The 14749-nt window shown below is 49.8% G+C and carries 14 protein-coding genes; 2 read left to right on the top strand and 12 right to left on the bottom strand.

Annotated features, from left to right (window positions below):
* Positions 1-16 precede the first annotated feature (16 nt).
* Positions 17-2944 (bottom strand): diguanylate cyclase, encoded by a 2928-nt coding sequence (locus tag PKX57_RS00735; RefSeq protein ID WP_472415771.1) that lies wholly within the window; start codon positions 2942-2944, stop codon positions 17-19.
* Positions 2945-3372: 428 nt separating this feature from the next.
* On the opposite strand from PKX57_RS00735, the gene PKX57_RS00730 reads away from it, so the two are divergent.
* A complete protein-coding gene (locus PKX57_RS00730; RefSeq protein ID WP_213922570.1) occupies positions 3373-4089 on the top strand; it encodes a sugar phosphate nucleotidyltransferase in 717 nt (238 codons plus the stop codon).
* 168 nt (positions 4090-4257) lie between these two features.
* Here the strand turns inward: PKX57_RS00730 and PKX57_RS00725 are convergent, their stop codons facing one another.
* From PKX57_RS00725 to PKX57_RS00705, 5 genes are read right to left on the bottom strand one after another with little or no spacing between them, the layout of a single operon-like run.
* Complete coding sequence (locus PKX57_RS00725) at positions 4258-5271, bottom strand: extracellular solute-binding protein (RefSeq protein WP_472415769.1); 1014 nt, start codon at positions 5269-5271, stop codon at positions 4258-4260.
* A 15-nt stretch (positions 5272-5286) separates the two neighbouring features.
* Positions 5287-6075 carry an ABC transporter permease subunit gene (locus PKX57_RS00720; RefSeq protein WP_214048713.1) on the bottom strand — a complete coding sequence of 263 codons (789 nt, stop codon included), beginning with the start codon at positions 6073-6075 and terminating at the stop codon, positions 5287-5289.
* Entirely contained in the window at positions 6075-6968 is an 894-nt protein-coding gene (locus PKX57_RS00715) for an ABC transporter permease (RefSeq protein WP_470745515.1), read from the bottom strand. The genes PKX57_RS00720 and PKX57_RS00715 overlap by 1 nt, the downstream gene beginning before the upstream one ends.
* A complete protein-coding gene (locus PKX57_RS00710) occupies positions 6949-8094 on the bottom strand; it encodes an ABC transporter ATP-binding protein (RefSeq protein WP_470745584.1) in 1146 nt (381 codons plus the stop codon). Before PKX57_RS00710 ends, PKX57_RS00715 begins: the two co-directional genes overlap by 20 nt.
* Before the next feature lie 52 nt (positions 8095-8146).
* Positions 8147-9328 (bottom strand): DUF401 family protein, encoded by a 1182-nt coding sequence (locus PKX57_RS00705; protein WP_213921631.1) that lies wholly within the window; start codon positions 9326-9328, stop codon positions 8147-8149.
* A 324-nt stretch (positions 9329-9652) separates the two neighbouring features.
* Between PKX57_RS00705 and PKX57_RS00700 the strand changes: the two genes are divergently transcribed.
* A complete protein-coding gene (locus PKX57_RS00700) occupies positions 9653-10318 on the top strand; it encodes an alpha/beta fold hydrolase (RefSeq protein ID WP_472413818.1) in 666 nt (221 codons plus the stop codon).
* Here PKX57_RS00700 and PKX57_RS00695 read toward each other — a convergent pair.
* Genes PKX57_RS00695 through PKX57_RS00670 form a run of 6 tightly spaced genes read right to left on the bottom strand, consistent with a single transcriptional unit; the run spans position 10305 to position 14720 of the window.
* Positions 10305-11333, bottom strand: coding sequence for an alcohol dehydrogenase catalytic domain-containing protein (locus PKX57_RS00695; RefSeq protein WP_213921632.1), 1029 nt, complete (start codon positions 11331-11333; stop codon positions 10305-10307). The two genes, PKX57_RS00700 and PKX57_RS00695, sit on opposite strands and share 14 nt — an antisense overlap.
* 8 nt (positions 11334-11341) lie before the next feature.
* Positions 11342-12331, bottom strand: a complete 990-nt coding sequence (locus PKX57_RS00690) for an aldo/keto reductase (RefSeq protein WP_214047495.1) — start codon at positions 12329-12331, stop codon at positions 11342-11344.
* Between the two features lie 13 nt (positions 12332-12344).
* Positions 12345-12905 (bottom strand): 6-phospho-3-hexuloisomerase, encoded by a 561-nt coding sequence (gene hxlB, locus PKX57_RS00685; protein ID WP_213921634.1) that lies wholly within the window; start codon positions 12903-12905, stop codon positions 12345-12347.
* Positions 12902-13552: an orotidine 5'-phosphate decarboxylase / HUMPS family protein gene (locus tag PKX57_RS00680; protein WP_213921635.1), complete on the bottom strand. Its 651-nt coding sequence runs from the start codon at positions 13550-13552 to the stop codon at positions 12902-12904. The genes hxlB and PKX57_RS00680 overlap by 4 nt, the downstream gene beginning before the upstream one ends.
* Positions 13553-13555: 3 nt before the next feature.
* Positions 13556-13957, bottom strand: coding sequence for a D-ribose pyranase (gene rbsD / locus PKX57_RS00675; RefSeq protein WP_213921636.1), 402 nt, complete (start codon positions 13955-13957; stop codon positions 13556-13558).
* Positions 13958-13970: 13 nt separating this feature from the next.
* Positions 13971-14720, bottom strand: coding sequence for a UTRA domain-containing protein (locus PKX57_RS00670; protein WP_214047494.1), 750 nt, complete (start codon positions 14718-14720; stop codon positions 13971-13973).
* Positions 14721-14749 lie beyond the last annotated feature (29 nt).

The raw sequence follows: 14749 nt of genomic DNA, 5'->3' as shown, positions 1-14749 counted from the left end.
CGGTTGTTTCACCGATTCAGGAGTTCTCTGACGGGACGGGACCTTGAAGGTGTTGGGTACCGCCATTCAGCATTTTGATGAACTCCTCGACGATCTGTGGATCGAACTGGGTTCCTGCACATCTCTCGATTTCTTTGAGAGCCTCCGAATGGCTCCTTGTCTTGCTGTAAGGTCTATCGTTGGTCATGGCGTCGTAGGCGTCCAGAATCGAAAGAATCCTGCATTCGATGGGGATCTCAGTTTTTTCCAGACCGAGCGGATACCCTTTCCCATCCCATCTTTCGTGGTGTCTGAGTATGAGATCTGCGACTGTCGAGAGGTCCTGGGAGGATATGGCTATCCTGTAACCCTTTTCGGGATGGAGCTTCATCACTTCCCATTCCTCTTGCGTCAGTTTTCCCGGTTTGAAAAGTATTCTGTCGGGGATGCCAACCTTTCCAAGATCGTGCACCTGGGCAAACAGCGAGAGATCCACCAGCTGGCTGGAGTTGATCCCCATCCTTCTACCCAGTTTGAGAGCCAGTTCCTGCAACCTGCTAGCATGACCACCGGATATATGATCCTTCTCCGCCAGAGTTAGCAGCAAAGTATTCACCATCTGGCTTCTCACACTGTTGCTCCTGCTCAGTTTGTCGCGATACATAAGATCGTCGGCCAATTTCAGGCAATCCAGCAGAGAGCTCTCACCGTTATCGCTCGTGGCGACGCCCATCGAGAAGCTGAGAAACGGTCCGCTCCGGCTTTCGTTGTGCCTGGCAACGGCCTTTCTTATCCTTTCTAAAACTCTTTCGGCCGTTGGCCGGTCGGTAGATACCAGAATGGCGGCGAACTCGTCCCCTCCAAACCGCGAAACGACGTCGGAACTCCTCATGTTGGCTTTCAGAATTTCGGCGAAAGACCTCAACAAATCGTCGCCGGCGGAGTGGCCCATCGTGTCGTTTATCAACTTGAGCCCATCTATATCGGCCGAGACTATCGAGATCGGGTAGAGTCTCGAATAGTTGAGCCTCTGAATCTCCTCCTCGAAATAGACCCTGTTGTAAAGACCGGTTAGCCTGTCGTGAAGGGACATGAAAGCCATCTCTTGTTCGGTCTCTATTCTCTTTATCGCTTCGTTTGCGTGCGATATAAGCAACTCGGCCAGCTTGACATCTTCGTCGGCGAACGCATTTTTCTCCATGGACATGGCCTGAAAAACGCCAATGTTTCCCACCGGAACGCTCAATCCCCCGTGGTACTTATTGTTGGTCTTGTAGGCATGTTCCGATTCCTGTATATCGCCAAGAACAAAGCTCTTTTTCTCTCTGTAAGTCTTTCCAACTATCCCCACGTTCAGCGGCATGGTCGTTGGGTCTTCGGGACTGAGGTTGGACGAGATCTTGATGGAGAAGTGATCGTTCTCGGCGATCGAAACGAAGCAAATATCGAAATCTAGGATGCTTCTGGCTGCCTGAATTATAAGTTCGAAGACCTCCCTCTTTTCTCTGCATCTCTCCATGGCCAGAGCCGTTTCGTGGAGCCTTTCGATCCTCCGCTTTTCTCTTTCCAGTCTGCTCTGTGCACTTCGCCGTTCAGATATGTCTCTGGCGAAGCTGAATTCGTACTCCTGGCCTTCGTAAATCAGATGATTTCTGTTCACTTCTACGGGAAAGACAGTGCCGTCTTTCCGTCTATGGTAAGTCTCTATCATATCCTGACCGCTCTTTTTGACCTGTTCCCAGTTCATGTCCCTGTGCTTTGCCTCTTCGGTCGGATCGACATCGCAGACTTTCATGTTTACGAGTTCCTCGTAGTCATATCCCAGGGCCTTGCACGCTGCTATATTAACGTAGAGTATATCGCCCTCTTTGGAGATCCAGAAGGCTTCTTCGTTGACGTTGTCCAGAGCGAACTGAATCAATCTGAGCCTACTTTCGGCAGCTTCCTTGTCGGTCACATCTTCGGCAGTGCAGACTATAGAGTCCACTTCTCCGCTCTCGCTGATTCCGGGAATCTTGGTGATGGCTATGGTTCTCTTCTCACCGGCGTGGTTCGTTGAGCTCTGCTTGAAGGAGACAGGGGTCTTGCTTCTCATAACTTCTTCGTTGCTCTCGATGCAACTTTCGACTTCACTTGCCGGCAGGATCTCTTCGATAACATGGTTCTCTATCTCTTCAGATCGCTTGCCGAAAAAGTGTGCAAACTGACGATTCACCATTCCGAAGGTCCTGCTGTCCTTCAGACACCATATCATCGACGGTATGCTGTTGAGAAGGAAGGTCTGTTCTCTGTTCTTTGCAATCGCGACACTTCTTTCTGTCTTTGCCTGGATAAAAATCATAAATAGATAGCTGATTACAAACGCAAAGACAAGAGAAAAAGCATTTCCTAAATTCAGACCTCTCGCGACCTTTATTCCGAGACTTCCGTATATCTTCGTATCGGCCTCATCTGACAGGGCGTACTTCTCATCGGTTAGAAGATCGACGATACCGGACAGTTTTATTCCGATGAGTGCGTATGAGCCGTCCAGGTTTTGTGCTCCGTGGCTATCGCTAATCGCAGTCGCAGCCATTACGGAACCCTTGTCGTAGAAGATCATGTAAGGCCTCTCACCCTGCACAACCACGCTGTCGGTGTAAGCTATTGTCTCACCCAGTTCGATGAAAGTCGTTCCGTTCTTTACAACCCTAACTCCTGACAGGGAATCGTTGCCTTCCACGAGGTTTCCGAGGTGATAATTGGCCGATTCGATGTCTCCGTCTTTGATTGATTTCAACATGCAATCGCGGTGAAAGTAACCGACAAGAACGGTCTTAATGGTTTCCTCGACGAAGAGCTTGGTAGAGCTGGCGAGCTGTTTCTCCGTTTTGATCGCCCTGTTCTCCACCATCATCAGTATTACAACCAGCATGAATAGGGTGCTGCCAACGGCTATCAAAAACGGCGTTAGTCTCGACCTCAAGATAATCCCCTCATTAAGAAGCCGTGTGAACCTATACAGATTTTAACACTTGATATATTTTTGCCGGAGATTTGGAAGAAATCAAATTTATTACTACCGGGAAACGGTTCAACTCATCGCTGGCAACTCAGGGGTTCCTTGCCCATATCGCTTCGAGATCATCAGTTGCTTACGGCGACCAGACAGCTTTCTAGGAGAGGTTGTGGGTGAGAGTGAAAAACACGAGAAAGAGCGTCGAGAGTTCGCTTCGCTCACGAGAAGGCGTCTCGCCCTCTTTCCCTCTCTTTTCTCTCTCTTCTCTCTCTTCTCTCTCTCTTCCCTCCTCATCTCGTGGTCCTTAACCAAAGAAGTACGAGTCAATTTCACCTTTTCTGTCTTTCGAACGTGTTATCATTCTGGATAAGGATGTGCAGAAAGAGGTGTTTCAATTGATAACGGTTGTTCTTGCCGCCGGACAGGGAAAACGCCTGAGATCCTCCGTGCCGAAACCGCTAGTGAAGATCAAGGGCAAAACTATGATCGAACACGTTATTGAGAAGGCTTTCTATGCCACGGAAAACCGCAAGGCAGTAGTAGTTATTAATCCCGATTTCGAAGGAGATTTCCTTTCCTGGCTGAAAGTTCCCGTTACTTTCGCTTACCAGAGCATTCCGAAGGGAACGGCCGATGCGCTTGCCCGGACTCTGAAATTGATAGAGGATAGTGAGGACATCCTGGTTATGTATGCCGACCTGGTGCTTATCTCGAGAGATTCTTTGAAATCCTTGGTCTCGCTGCACACTGAGAGAAACTGCGATATCACTTTCCTTTCCGGAATTGCGGAGAAGAAATACCCCTATGCTCTGGTCGAAAGAGACGGGAGTGGCAGAGTGATAGCTTTCCAGGAGAAGAAGGTTCCCGATTTCGATCCGCCCTGGGAGTTCTACATCGGTCCGATAGTTCTGAAGAAGTCCGTGGTGGAGGCGTATATAGAAAAGTTATCTCCGAACGAAAGTACAGGAGAAATTTACATAGCCGACATAGTATCGCTGGCAATCGCTGACAACAGGAATATATGCGGCTTTGTGACAAAAGACGAAAAGGAGTTTCTCGGAGTGAATACCCCGGAGGACTTAAAAGCCGTCGAAGAAACAATTGAACAATGAACCTTTTTTTGGGGGGTCAAGTCTCATAATCAGAGACCAGAGAAACCACAGGCACAACCCCTTTGAAATGCAAAGCGATTGTCAGCAGCACGATTACCCCTGAGTTACGAAGACCGGGAGAAGCTCCCGGTCTTATCTTTTTATTCGATTTTGTCAGACTGTCCGAGATCAAAGACCGAACCTTATCTCGTTCCAGAGATCATTGTACAGTCTCAAATCTCTTCCGAGATCCTTGATCAACTCGGTGTTTTCCATTTCCTGGGCCGTGTAAACCGGTTCCTCTTCCATCAGTTCTCTTGCCGGTACGTTTGGAGAGGGAAGAAGCAAGTAATCTGAGATCTTAGCCGACACTTCCGGCCTGAGTATGTAGTTTATGAAGAGATGAGCGTTATCTATGTTCCTTGCCCCTTTGAGGATTACAAAGCTGTCTATCCACATGGTGCTACCCTCTCGAGGGATAAAAAAATCGATATTTTCGAGTTCTTCTTCGGTAGCCTCGTAGAATATGTTTTCGCCGTATCCGTGAACCACCCAGAATTCTCCGGAAATCACACCTTTAGCGAAGAGTTCGTTGTCGAACTTGGCTATATTCTTCTTCCATTCCAAAATGAGATTCTTCGCTTCTTTTAATTGCGTCTCGTCGGTCGTGTTAACGGAATACCCAAGGTATTTCAAAGCGGCTCCGAAGACCTCTCTCATATCGTCCAGAAGAGTCATCTTGCCTCTCAATTCAGGCATCTGGAAGATCTCCCAGGATTTCGGGTAGTCCTGAAGATAGAGGGTGTTCACGGCTATTCCGGTCGTGCCGACCATGTAAGGTATGCTGTATTCGTTGTTCGGATCGTAGTACATCTGTTCGATTATGTCGGGATCGATGTTGATCAGGTTGTCGATTTTCGATCTATCGATCTTCAACAGCATATTCTCTTTGATCATGATACTTGTATAGTCGGCAGAAGGCATGGCCAGGTCGTAACCCCTCGCCCCGGCTTTGAGTTTGGCGAACATCGTTTCGTTGGAATCGTAAGTGTCGTATGTCACTCTTACATCGTATTCCTTCGAGAAATTCTCTATTACCTCTTCGGGAATGTAATCCGACCAGCCGTAAAGGATCAGATTGCCCTTACCCAGAGAAAGTACGGCCAGTAAAACCAGGAAAAGAAAGATCGCAGCTCTTTTCATCTACGTTCCCACCTCCTAAAAGATTAGTTTTCTGAACTTGCTCCCGAAAAAGGAGACGAAAAGCGTTCCTATCAGGAGCAGGGTCGAAAGAGCGTTTATCACCGGAGAGACTCCGAATTTAATCATCGAAAATATCCTCAACGGCAGCGTGGTCGAACCGGGGCCGGCCACGAAAAAGGTTATGACAAAATCATCTATGGAGAGCGTCAGCGATAGAAGGAAACCGGCCATGATTCCAGGCATAATTATCGGTGCAACCACTTTTGTAAAGACCTGGCGGCTGCGAGCTCCCAGATCCCTCGCAGCCTCGACCACAGAGTAGTCGAAGTCTTCGAGTCTCGTCATTACCGTCACGGTGACATACGATACACAGAACGTCACATGGGCCAGAAATATTGTGAACAGACCTAGAGGTAACCCCACTGCCACAAAGAAAACCAGCATGGATACACCCATCAAGATATCGGGAATTATCAGGGGTGTATAAACGAGAATTCCGAGATAGCTCTTGAGACGCGACTGGTACCAGTAGAGCGCCAATGCTGCGAAGGTGCCGATCGCTGTAGCCGCGACCGAGGAGGTGACGGCGATTATGATCGTGTTTAAGAATGCCGCCCAAATATCCGATTGCCGGAAGAGTTCCGCGTACCACTTCAGGGTGAAGCCCGTCCAGGCTACGCCCTGTCTCGCACTGTTGAAGGAAAGAATGACCAGGGCGAGGATCGGGAGATAGAGGAAAGCGAAAACTGTCGTTGTGATCGTCATAGAAAATCTTCGCTTGCCTATGACCTTTTTGGTTTCCATCAGTCTTCCTCCTCTTTCATATAGGTTTCGCCCACCTGGACCCTTCTCTTGCTCTGTACTTTGTTGATTCTGAGATAAACCAGTAGTCCAAGCGTCGAGATAAGAAGAAAGATCATCGATATCGCCGATGACGACGGCCAGTTGCGGGCAACCGTCAACTGCCTGGCGATTAGATTTCCAAGCATCGCCCCGTCGGCGCCTCCCACCAGATCGGGGATGGCGTACGAACCGAGAGCCGGTATGAAAACCAGTATGACTCCAGCTCCTATTCCACCTCTAATCGAAGGTATGAGGACTTTCCAGATGGCCTGGGTTCTTTTAGCTCCCAGGTCCATGGCCGCTTCTATGAGTCTGAAATCGAATTTCTCTATCGCGCTGTAAAGCGGAAGTATCATGTACGGAAGGTACATGTACACGATCACCAGTATCACGGCCCCGGGTGTATACATAAGATTCAAGGGCTCTTTCAGGCCAAGTAGCTGTAAAAAGGAGTTGATCACGCCATTCCTTCCCAGTATGACCATCCAGCCGAAGATTCTGACCAGAAAATTCGTCCAGAAGGGTATGATGACTAGAGTGAGAAACATATTTCTGTGTTTTGACGTGGCAATGAAATAAGCTGCCGGAAGACCAAGCCCCACGCAGATCAACGTAGCGATCATGGATATCCAGACGGTTCTCCAGAGTATCTGCCAGTAACCGGCGTTGATCAGCATCTTCGAGTAGGCCTCGAGAGTGAACGGAAGTTCCACGCCGCCGTAGATTCCCGATGTCAGAAAGCTGTAGATTATGATTATGATGTACGGGATCAGGAAAAAGACGGTCAGCCAGAGTATCCCGGGCATCGAAACCAGAAAACCCGTGAAATCTCTCTTACTCTTCAACGGGGACACCACCAGGTTCGCGCAGGACGTAACTGTCGTCGGCGAACCACCAGACGTACACGCGGTCCTTCCAGGTAATTATCACCTCGTCCAGCAAATATCTCACGTGTTGCTTGAAGGCCTGTAGATAATGATCGCCCACCGCTACGGTGTACTTGGTCTGACTTCCGAGATATATAGTCTCATCTACGATTCCTTCGAGTATATTTATCTTGACACCTTGCGGGGCGATGGGCTTTTCTTTAGTCACTTTGACTTTTTCCGGACGTAGCGAAACCTGTATCTCTTGACCGATCTTGACTTCCATATCTTTGTAAAACCAGATCTTTCCGAACCGGCCTGTGTCGAGCATGAAGTATTCCTCTTCTACCTTTTCGACGGTTCCGGTGAAGAAATTGGTTTCTCCAATAAAATTGGCGACGAAGGCATTGACCGGACTCTCATAGACTTCGAAGGGCGTTCCGTACTGAATAATTTCGCCTTCGTTCATCACCGCCACGTGATCGGATATCGACATGGCCTCGCTTTGATCGTGAGTTACATAGATGAAGGTTATTCCCACTTCGTCGTGGATCGTGTCGAGCTCGACGAGCATATGCTGTCTCAGTTTGGCGTCCAGCGCCGCCAGCGGTTCGTCCAGAAGAAGCACGGTGGGCTTTCCCACAAGCGCTCTGGCGATCGCCACCCTCTGCTTCTGTCCTCCTGAAAGCTGCGAGGGCATCTTATCGACGTGGCCATTCAGCTTAGTCAAATCGATCATGTTCATGACCTTCCGCCGGATCTCTCCCTCTTTCTCCTTTCTCAACCTGAGACTGAAAGCTATATTTTCGAAGACGCTCAGATGGGGAAAGAGAGCGTAGTTTTGGAAAACCGTGTTCCCTTCCCTTTCATTTGGAGGTGTACCGATAATATTTTTACCGTTCAGAGTTATGTTGCCGGAAGTTGGATCTTCGAAGCCGGCTATCATCCTGAGGATGGTAGTCTTGCCACAACCAGAGGGTCCCAGAAGAGAAAAAAACTCGCCCTGTTCTATTTTCAAAGAAACGTTGTCCACAGCGGTGAATTCGTTGTCGAATATCTTTGTGACATTGGTAAGGACAACGGAGTAATCTTTCAATTCCTTCTCACCTCCAATCGAGATCAGTAAGTAGAAGTATACCCCGTGGCGGTCTCCCTATGTGTTAATGTCAAGTTGATTTGGGTAGCAGGAAAACCACTATGCTTGCCGCAATTGAGAGGAGCGTGACCACGGATATCCTCTTCATGACTCTAGTGTATTCAGTTTTGAAGTATTCCACAGTGAGCACGGTGCAAAGATGGACGGGAGAGACCAGGACCCCCACGACCGCGAACGTGTACGCCAGTATAACAGTAGAGAGTGTACCATAACCGTTACCCATACTGAGTATGAGAGGGAGACTCAAGCCGACACCGGCCTGTGTGACGCCAGTCATGAAACCCATGAGAAACGGCAACAGAATCACCAGAGTGATGGGGGGTATCGACCAGGCTATCAATTCATTGCCCATCGCCTGCGGTATCCCTGCAATATCGACCAGATTCTTGTAAAAAAAGACCGTTAAAAGAAGTATAAAGGTCTTGTATTTGAGCGCAGCGACTATAACCTTTTTCTTGTTCTTGTTCAGCAACAGATATATCAGGGCCGTTCCCATAACCGCCAGCCAGCCCGGCTGGTTCAGTATTACCAGAACGATAACCGCGATAATAGGCCAGGCGCTTATCAGGAGCTCTTTGATAGCGTAATTGCTGTACCTGATTCTTATGGGTCTCCTTATCATCAGAAGGTAGCCGCTCACGAGCGCGACAAGGCCCACCGGAAGAAGCCAGATAACCAGCTTGTTTATACTGGTTGCCGATATACCGGCCGCTATGACCAGAGCGGGATAGAGCGGCCAGAAGAATTCCATGGCGTGTCTGAACCAGTAGTTGAAAACCATCGCATCTTCGTCGGTGATAGAGGAATCGCTCCTGGCGAGATCTCTCACCATGGGCGCCGAGAACATCGCGCCTCCGGGCATGGGGAGTAAACCGATGATTGCAGGCATCAACGATATCGAAACCCTGGGTTCTGGAAAGAGTTTTTCGACGGCTCTCACGAACCTGGTCGAATTCCCGCTCTTGTCCATAGTCTCGCCAAGTAGGTAAATAGAAAAGACGGTGATGATTACCTTCCAGAAGTTCCAATCAATTATCTCTGTGGTGAAGGCCTGGAGATAATTACCCGGATGGATCAGGAGTATCAACCCTATGGCGAGAACCGAAAAGAGCAGAGACAGAGAAATGTCTTTGAAAAGCCTCAGCGATACAATAAGAACGACGATGGCAATTACAACCGCGAGAGTGTTCATATCGGCCTCCTAACAAAGCACGGTTAGCTTATCGCACTATTATATAATTAATTGAGGTGATATAGAATCAAAAAAGAGATTTTCGCCAAACGTTATTCCAGAGAGCCTTCGATTGTCGAGAAAGCCCGTTCGGGAAGAAACGAACGTGTCGTCCTTAGGTCAAACTTCCCGTGCGACTTTCGTGAGAACATTCAAATCCCTCTTTATATAAACAGAGAAGGCGAGAAGGGAACCGTTCTCTTTCTTCATGGCAGGGGAGATAGGAATCTCGAGTACCTGCGCTGGTTTCCCGAGAATTTCGGCAGATACGGCCTTTCGGGTGTGATGATGATCCTGCCTTACCATTTCGAGAGAACACCGGCCGGATACAGGTCGGGCCAGTTGTTTCTTGATCCCCGCACCGACGTACTGCGCGACAGATTCGAGAACGCCGTGGTGGATGCCCTGACCTGTCTGGAGTATCTAAGAGCGACCTGTCCTCCCCCGTATTACCTTATGGGTTACAGTTTCGGGGGGTTCATCGCCGTGATAACGGCCGCTATCGACGGAGGCATCTCCGGGCTTTCACTGACGGTTACGGGAGGAAATTTTTATCACATAACCTGGAAGAGCTTCGTTACGGGAGTCATGAGAGTTAAATACGAAGAGGATGGTTCCTGCAACAGAGATAAGTGCCTGGAAATGCACGGAAAACTCTTTCACGACTACGCCGCTTCTCTCGAGGGTCCCGAAGTGGGGCTGGGGAGCGCCCCCATATCTTGCCTTGAATACGATCCTCTCACTTATGCCAGGTTCGTGAGATGCCCCACACTGCTCACCGGTGCACTGTTTGACATCTTCATTCCCAGGAAATCGACCCTTGAACTATCGCGAGCGATACCCGATTGCAAAGTTAAGTGGCTGCCCTCAGGGCACCTGTCTTCCATACTTTTCAAAAGACGGGTACTGCGGGAGGCAGCCACTTTTTTTGTTAATATCAGCCGATCATAACTGCTTTGATTACTCTGTCCTTTTCCTTTTCGGCCCTCTTCATCATCCTCTCTATATCTTCGAGTGTGAAAGTGTCGGTGATCAGGGGCTTCACGTTCACCGCGCCACTCTTGATCATATCTAGACAGGCGGGGAAGTAAAGGGCGGGCACGGCGTGCGAGGCTCTGAGCTGGAGTTTGTTGAAATGGAAGGCGTTGGCGTCGAAAGTTATGAATCGGCCCTCGCCGTAATCGATACCGATGAACCCAACGACACCTCCATAGTTCATGACTCCCAGCACTTCGGGTATAACGTACGGAGGGGCTGTCACAAGTGCCTTGTCCACCCCGCCGCGGGGGAATTTGTACGAACTTATGGGCGTTTTATCCACCTCTATCACGTCGTCCACTCCGAGCTGCCTGGCGACATCGATCCTGATTTTGGAACGAGAGTGGTTGGCTGCGAAGACGTGTCTGGCACCCATGGCCTTCGCGATCTGAGTAGCCATCAGGCCGATCGGTCCAAGACCGACGACCAGCACATCGTCGTTCAGTTCGGGCTTAACCGTATAGCTCAAATCCAGAGCGACTCCCATCGGTTCTACGAGAGAGGCCTCCTGGAAAGAAACTCCCTCGAAGGGGACGACATTTTGACTGTCGACTATTATCTTCTCGGCGAAACCCATAGCGAAACCATCGCTCTCGACCCTGCTGAAAACGTTCGGTGTTCTGTCGTGGCAGAGATCTACGCGACCGTTTCTGCAGTCGGCGCACTTACCGCAAAAAGAACCGCTCTCGACCACCACTTTATCGCCAAGCGAAACATTTCCGACGTTGGAACCTATCTTTTCGACCAAGCCGACGATCTCGTGGCCGAAGGGCTGCCAGTCCCTGGCCTCAGTTCGGGCTATATGGAGGTCGGTCCCGCAGATTCCGGAAGCCTTTATCGAAAGCAGAACGTCATTCGGCCCCGGTTCGGGGAGTTCGACTTCTCTTATCTGAAACTGGAAGGGAGCTTTCACATAGGCGGCTTTCATTTGACACCTCACAGATCAATTCCCGAGTTCTTTACCAGCGTCTCGATCCTGCCGTAAAGCCCGTCGTCGATCTCCCATTCAACGGCCCCGAGGTTCTGCTCGAGCTGGGCTATGTTCTGCGCGCCGGCAATGATCGAGGTAACTTCTTTGTGGTAGAGCAGCCAGTTGATGGCGATCTGACTCAGAGGCTTACCGATCTCCCCGGAAATTGCGTTGAGTTCCTTCACTACTGAATAATACTTCTCGAAATCCGGGCCGCTCAATTTGGGGTTGGCCGATCTCACGTCGCTCGAACTGAAGTTTTCCCGCTCCAGATCGAAAGTCCCGGTCAGGAGTCCCTGAAAGAGCGGACTATAAGGTAAAAAGGCCATCCCGTTTTCTTTTACGAATGGAAGGACCTCTTTTTCCACCGCGTATTCGAGAGGTATGTTGTGGTAACTTTTGGGGTTCCTTTCGAGCATGTTGTACAGTCCCTGCATACTGGCGATATCCGAGACTTTCATCGCCCTTTCTGCAAGGGACAGGGAGAAGTTCGACAGGCCTATGTACCTTATCATACCGGCCTTTTTAAGTTCATTGACCGCATCCATCGTCTCTTCTATATCGACCCGGGGATCGGGCCAGTGAAGCTGGTAAAGATCCACGCGGTCAGTTTGGAGTCTCCTCAGGCTGGCCTCTATCTCGCGCCTGATACTTTCCGGCTTCAGGCAGTTACTTATCCTGTTCTGTTGATCCCAGACGAGGCCACACTTGGTCGCGATGAAGATATCGTTCCTCATACCCTTGATGGCCTTTCCAAGAACCTCTTCGGCGTGACCGAATCCGTAAACCGGGGCCACATCGAAGAAGTTTATGCCCTCGCCCACGGCTTTGCGTATCGTCTTGATCGAATCATCGTCGGTTGTTCCATCCCAGAAAGATGGGCCGGAAATACCCCAGCAACCGTAACCGAGGGTCGATAATTTCTCTTCTATCTTTTTCACTTTTCTGTATTTCAATTTCGCTACCTCCTTATTCAAGGTTGGCGTGGTTCTTGAACATTTCTTTCGAATCCATGCCGAGCTTTTCCATGAGTCTCATCACTACTATGTCGGTGAGGATGAGAAGCGACTGCTCAAAAAGATTGCCCATTGGCTGTATCGAAGAGATACCCTCTCTCCCGGGGACCTTCAGCGTCTTTGTCGGTATAATGATGACAAGACCGCTTAGGCGACCCACCGAAGACTCTATGCTGGCGGTGATGGCCGCTATTTCGGCTCCCAGCTCCCGGGCCTTTCTACAGTTAAGAACCACCGAAGGAGTCTCGCCCGAGCCCGTACCCACTATGAGCAGATCACCCTCGCCTATGGAGGGAGTGGAGATCTCCCCCACCACGTGGACCTTCAGACCGAGGTGCATCAATCTCATGGCGAAGGCCTTTATGGCCAATCCCGATCTGCCCATGGCGAAGAGAAAGATCCTTTCGGCCCCGAGTATTTTTAGAGCTAGTGATTCAACTGATTCGTCCGTTACTCCAGAGAGGATCGAGCTAATCTCATCTAGCACCTTTTCTAAGGTTTCTTTGAAATTCATATCGATCCCGCCATTCTCTTTTTCATGGTGGCCGCCGCTTCCACGGGATTTTCGGCCCTCGATATTGACCGTCCGGCTATTACGACATCCGGTCTCAGCGAAAGTAGAACCGGGAGATTATCCAGGGAGATCCCACCTGCAACGGCTATCATGGTGTGTGGAAGGATCCTTCTGAGTGTGCCCATCTTTTCGGCGTAACCGGTCAAATGCGAGTCTTCACCGACATCGCTCAGATCGGCCGAAGTGTGAAGACAGACGTAATCCGGCGAGAACGGAGCCACCTTCGAGGCGAACTCCTCGATCGATTCGATTGCGAGTGTGTCGAGCATTATCTGTCCGCCGAACTCTTCGGCGGCCTTGACGGTCTCCTGGATAGTCTTGACGGGTGCAAAGGCCAGAACTGTAACGATATCCGCGCCGCTTTGGAAAGCCATCGCGGCTTCTAGATATCCACCATCGACGATCTTGGCGTCCGCCAGCACTTTGTGCCCGGGGAAAGCCGCTTTCGTTTCTCTGACCAGTTCCATCCCGTGTGCCAAAAGCGCCGGGGTGCCTACCTCTATGATATCTACGTGAGAAGCGACTTTAATGGCCAGAGTGAAGAAATCGCTCCTTATATGACTGTCGTTTGCCAGCTGTAAAAGCATGACTCAGTAAGTTACCCCGGCGACCAGTATCACGCTCGAGTAAGGGATCTGCTCGCCTGTTCTTATTACTCCCTTGGACTGTGTGTTGGTAAGTTCTTTGAACTTCGTGTGTGGAACGAATTCGATCTCTATACCTTCGGGCAATCTCTTGATGGTCTCTTCTAGAGTCTTGGGACTGACGGTTTTCATCTCTTGCGAGAAGATCACTTTCTCTATTTCCAGTTCCTCCAGAACAGGCTCTAAAACATTGAAGATACCGGGTTTGCCGCCGATTATACTCACATCGATCCGGTATCTGTCCGAAGCTATGGGAAGACCGGAATCGGAGATAACCATGAGATCTGTGTGTCCCATCGAACCTATTAAATTGCAGATTTCCTTATTCAATATTCCATTTTTCTTCATTATTTGTCTCCCTTCATTTTCCGGTTGAAAGATGGATCCGGAATTTGTAGTGCCTCGCTTCGTACCAGCACTGTACAAGCTCGACCGGCTCGTTGTTTATCGTCGAACCCAGCCTTTCGTAATAGAGTATCGGGGCACCGTTCTCCACTTTCAAAAGTTCCGCAATCTTGCCTTCGGCCAGCCTTCCCTCTATTATTGCGTCTCCATCGACGACGGGCGAGCCCTTCGACCTCATGAGTTCGTACAGAGATCCTTCGAAGTTTTCCTCGCCTGTCAATCTGCTCCCGGGGGTGAGATAAGAAATGAAAAGCGCAAGAGGAAAGTAAGATTCATTGCCCCTCAATCTGGTTACCTGAAGCAGCTCCTCGCCCTCGGTAACGCCAAGGCGTTTGGCCAGTTCCGAATCGGCCAGAACCTTTCGAACATCCACAACCTGCGTTATGGGCACATGGTTCTCGAGCCTCATCTGCTCAGTAAAACTTCTTATAGTGGTAAGATGCTCCTGCGAAGCGTTATTGGTAACTATCGTGCCCCTTCCGCGTCTTCTGGCTATCTGACCGCTGCTTTCCAGAGCCTGGAGCGCTCTCCTGATAGTTGCCCTGCTTACATCGAAGACTTTCATCATCGCTTCTTCGGTCGGAAGTTTCCTGCCGACAACGCCCGGCTCCTTCATGTAGTCGGAGATTATCCTGTATATCTGGTAATAAAGCGGAACCGGGCTGGCTCTATCCAGTACTATTCTTCTATCCGAGTTAAACAGCATGATGAAATCCCTTCTTTCTTTCGGTGTCG

This window comes from Mesotoga sp. (assembly GCF_035363035.1).
In the GTDB taxonomy this organism is placed as follows: Bacteria; Thermotogota; Thermotogae; order Petrotogales; family Kosmotogaceae; genus Mesotoga.
The sequence above is the reverse complement of the archived record's forward strand: the minus strand, read 5'-3'. Positions and strand labels throughout refer to the sequence as shown.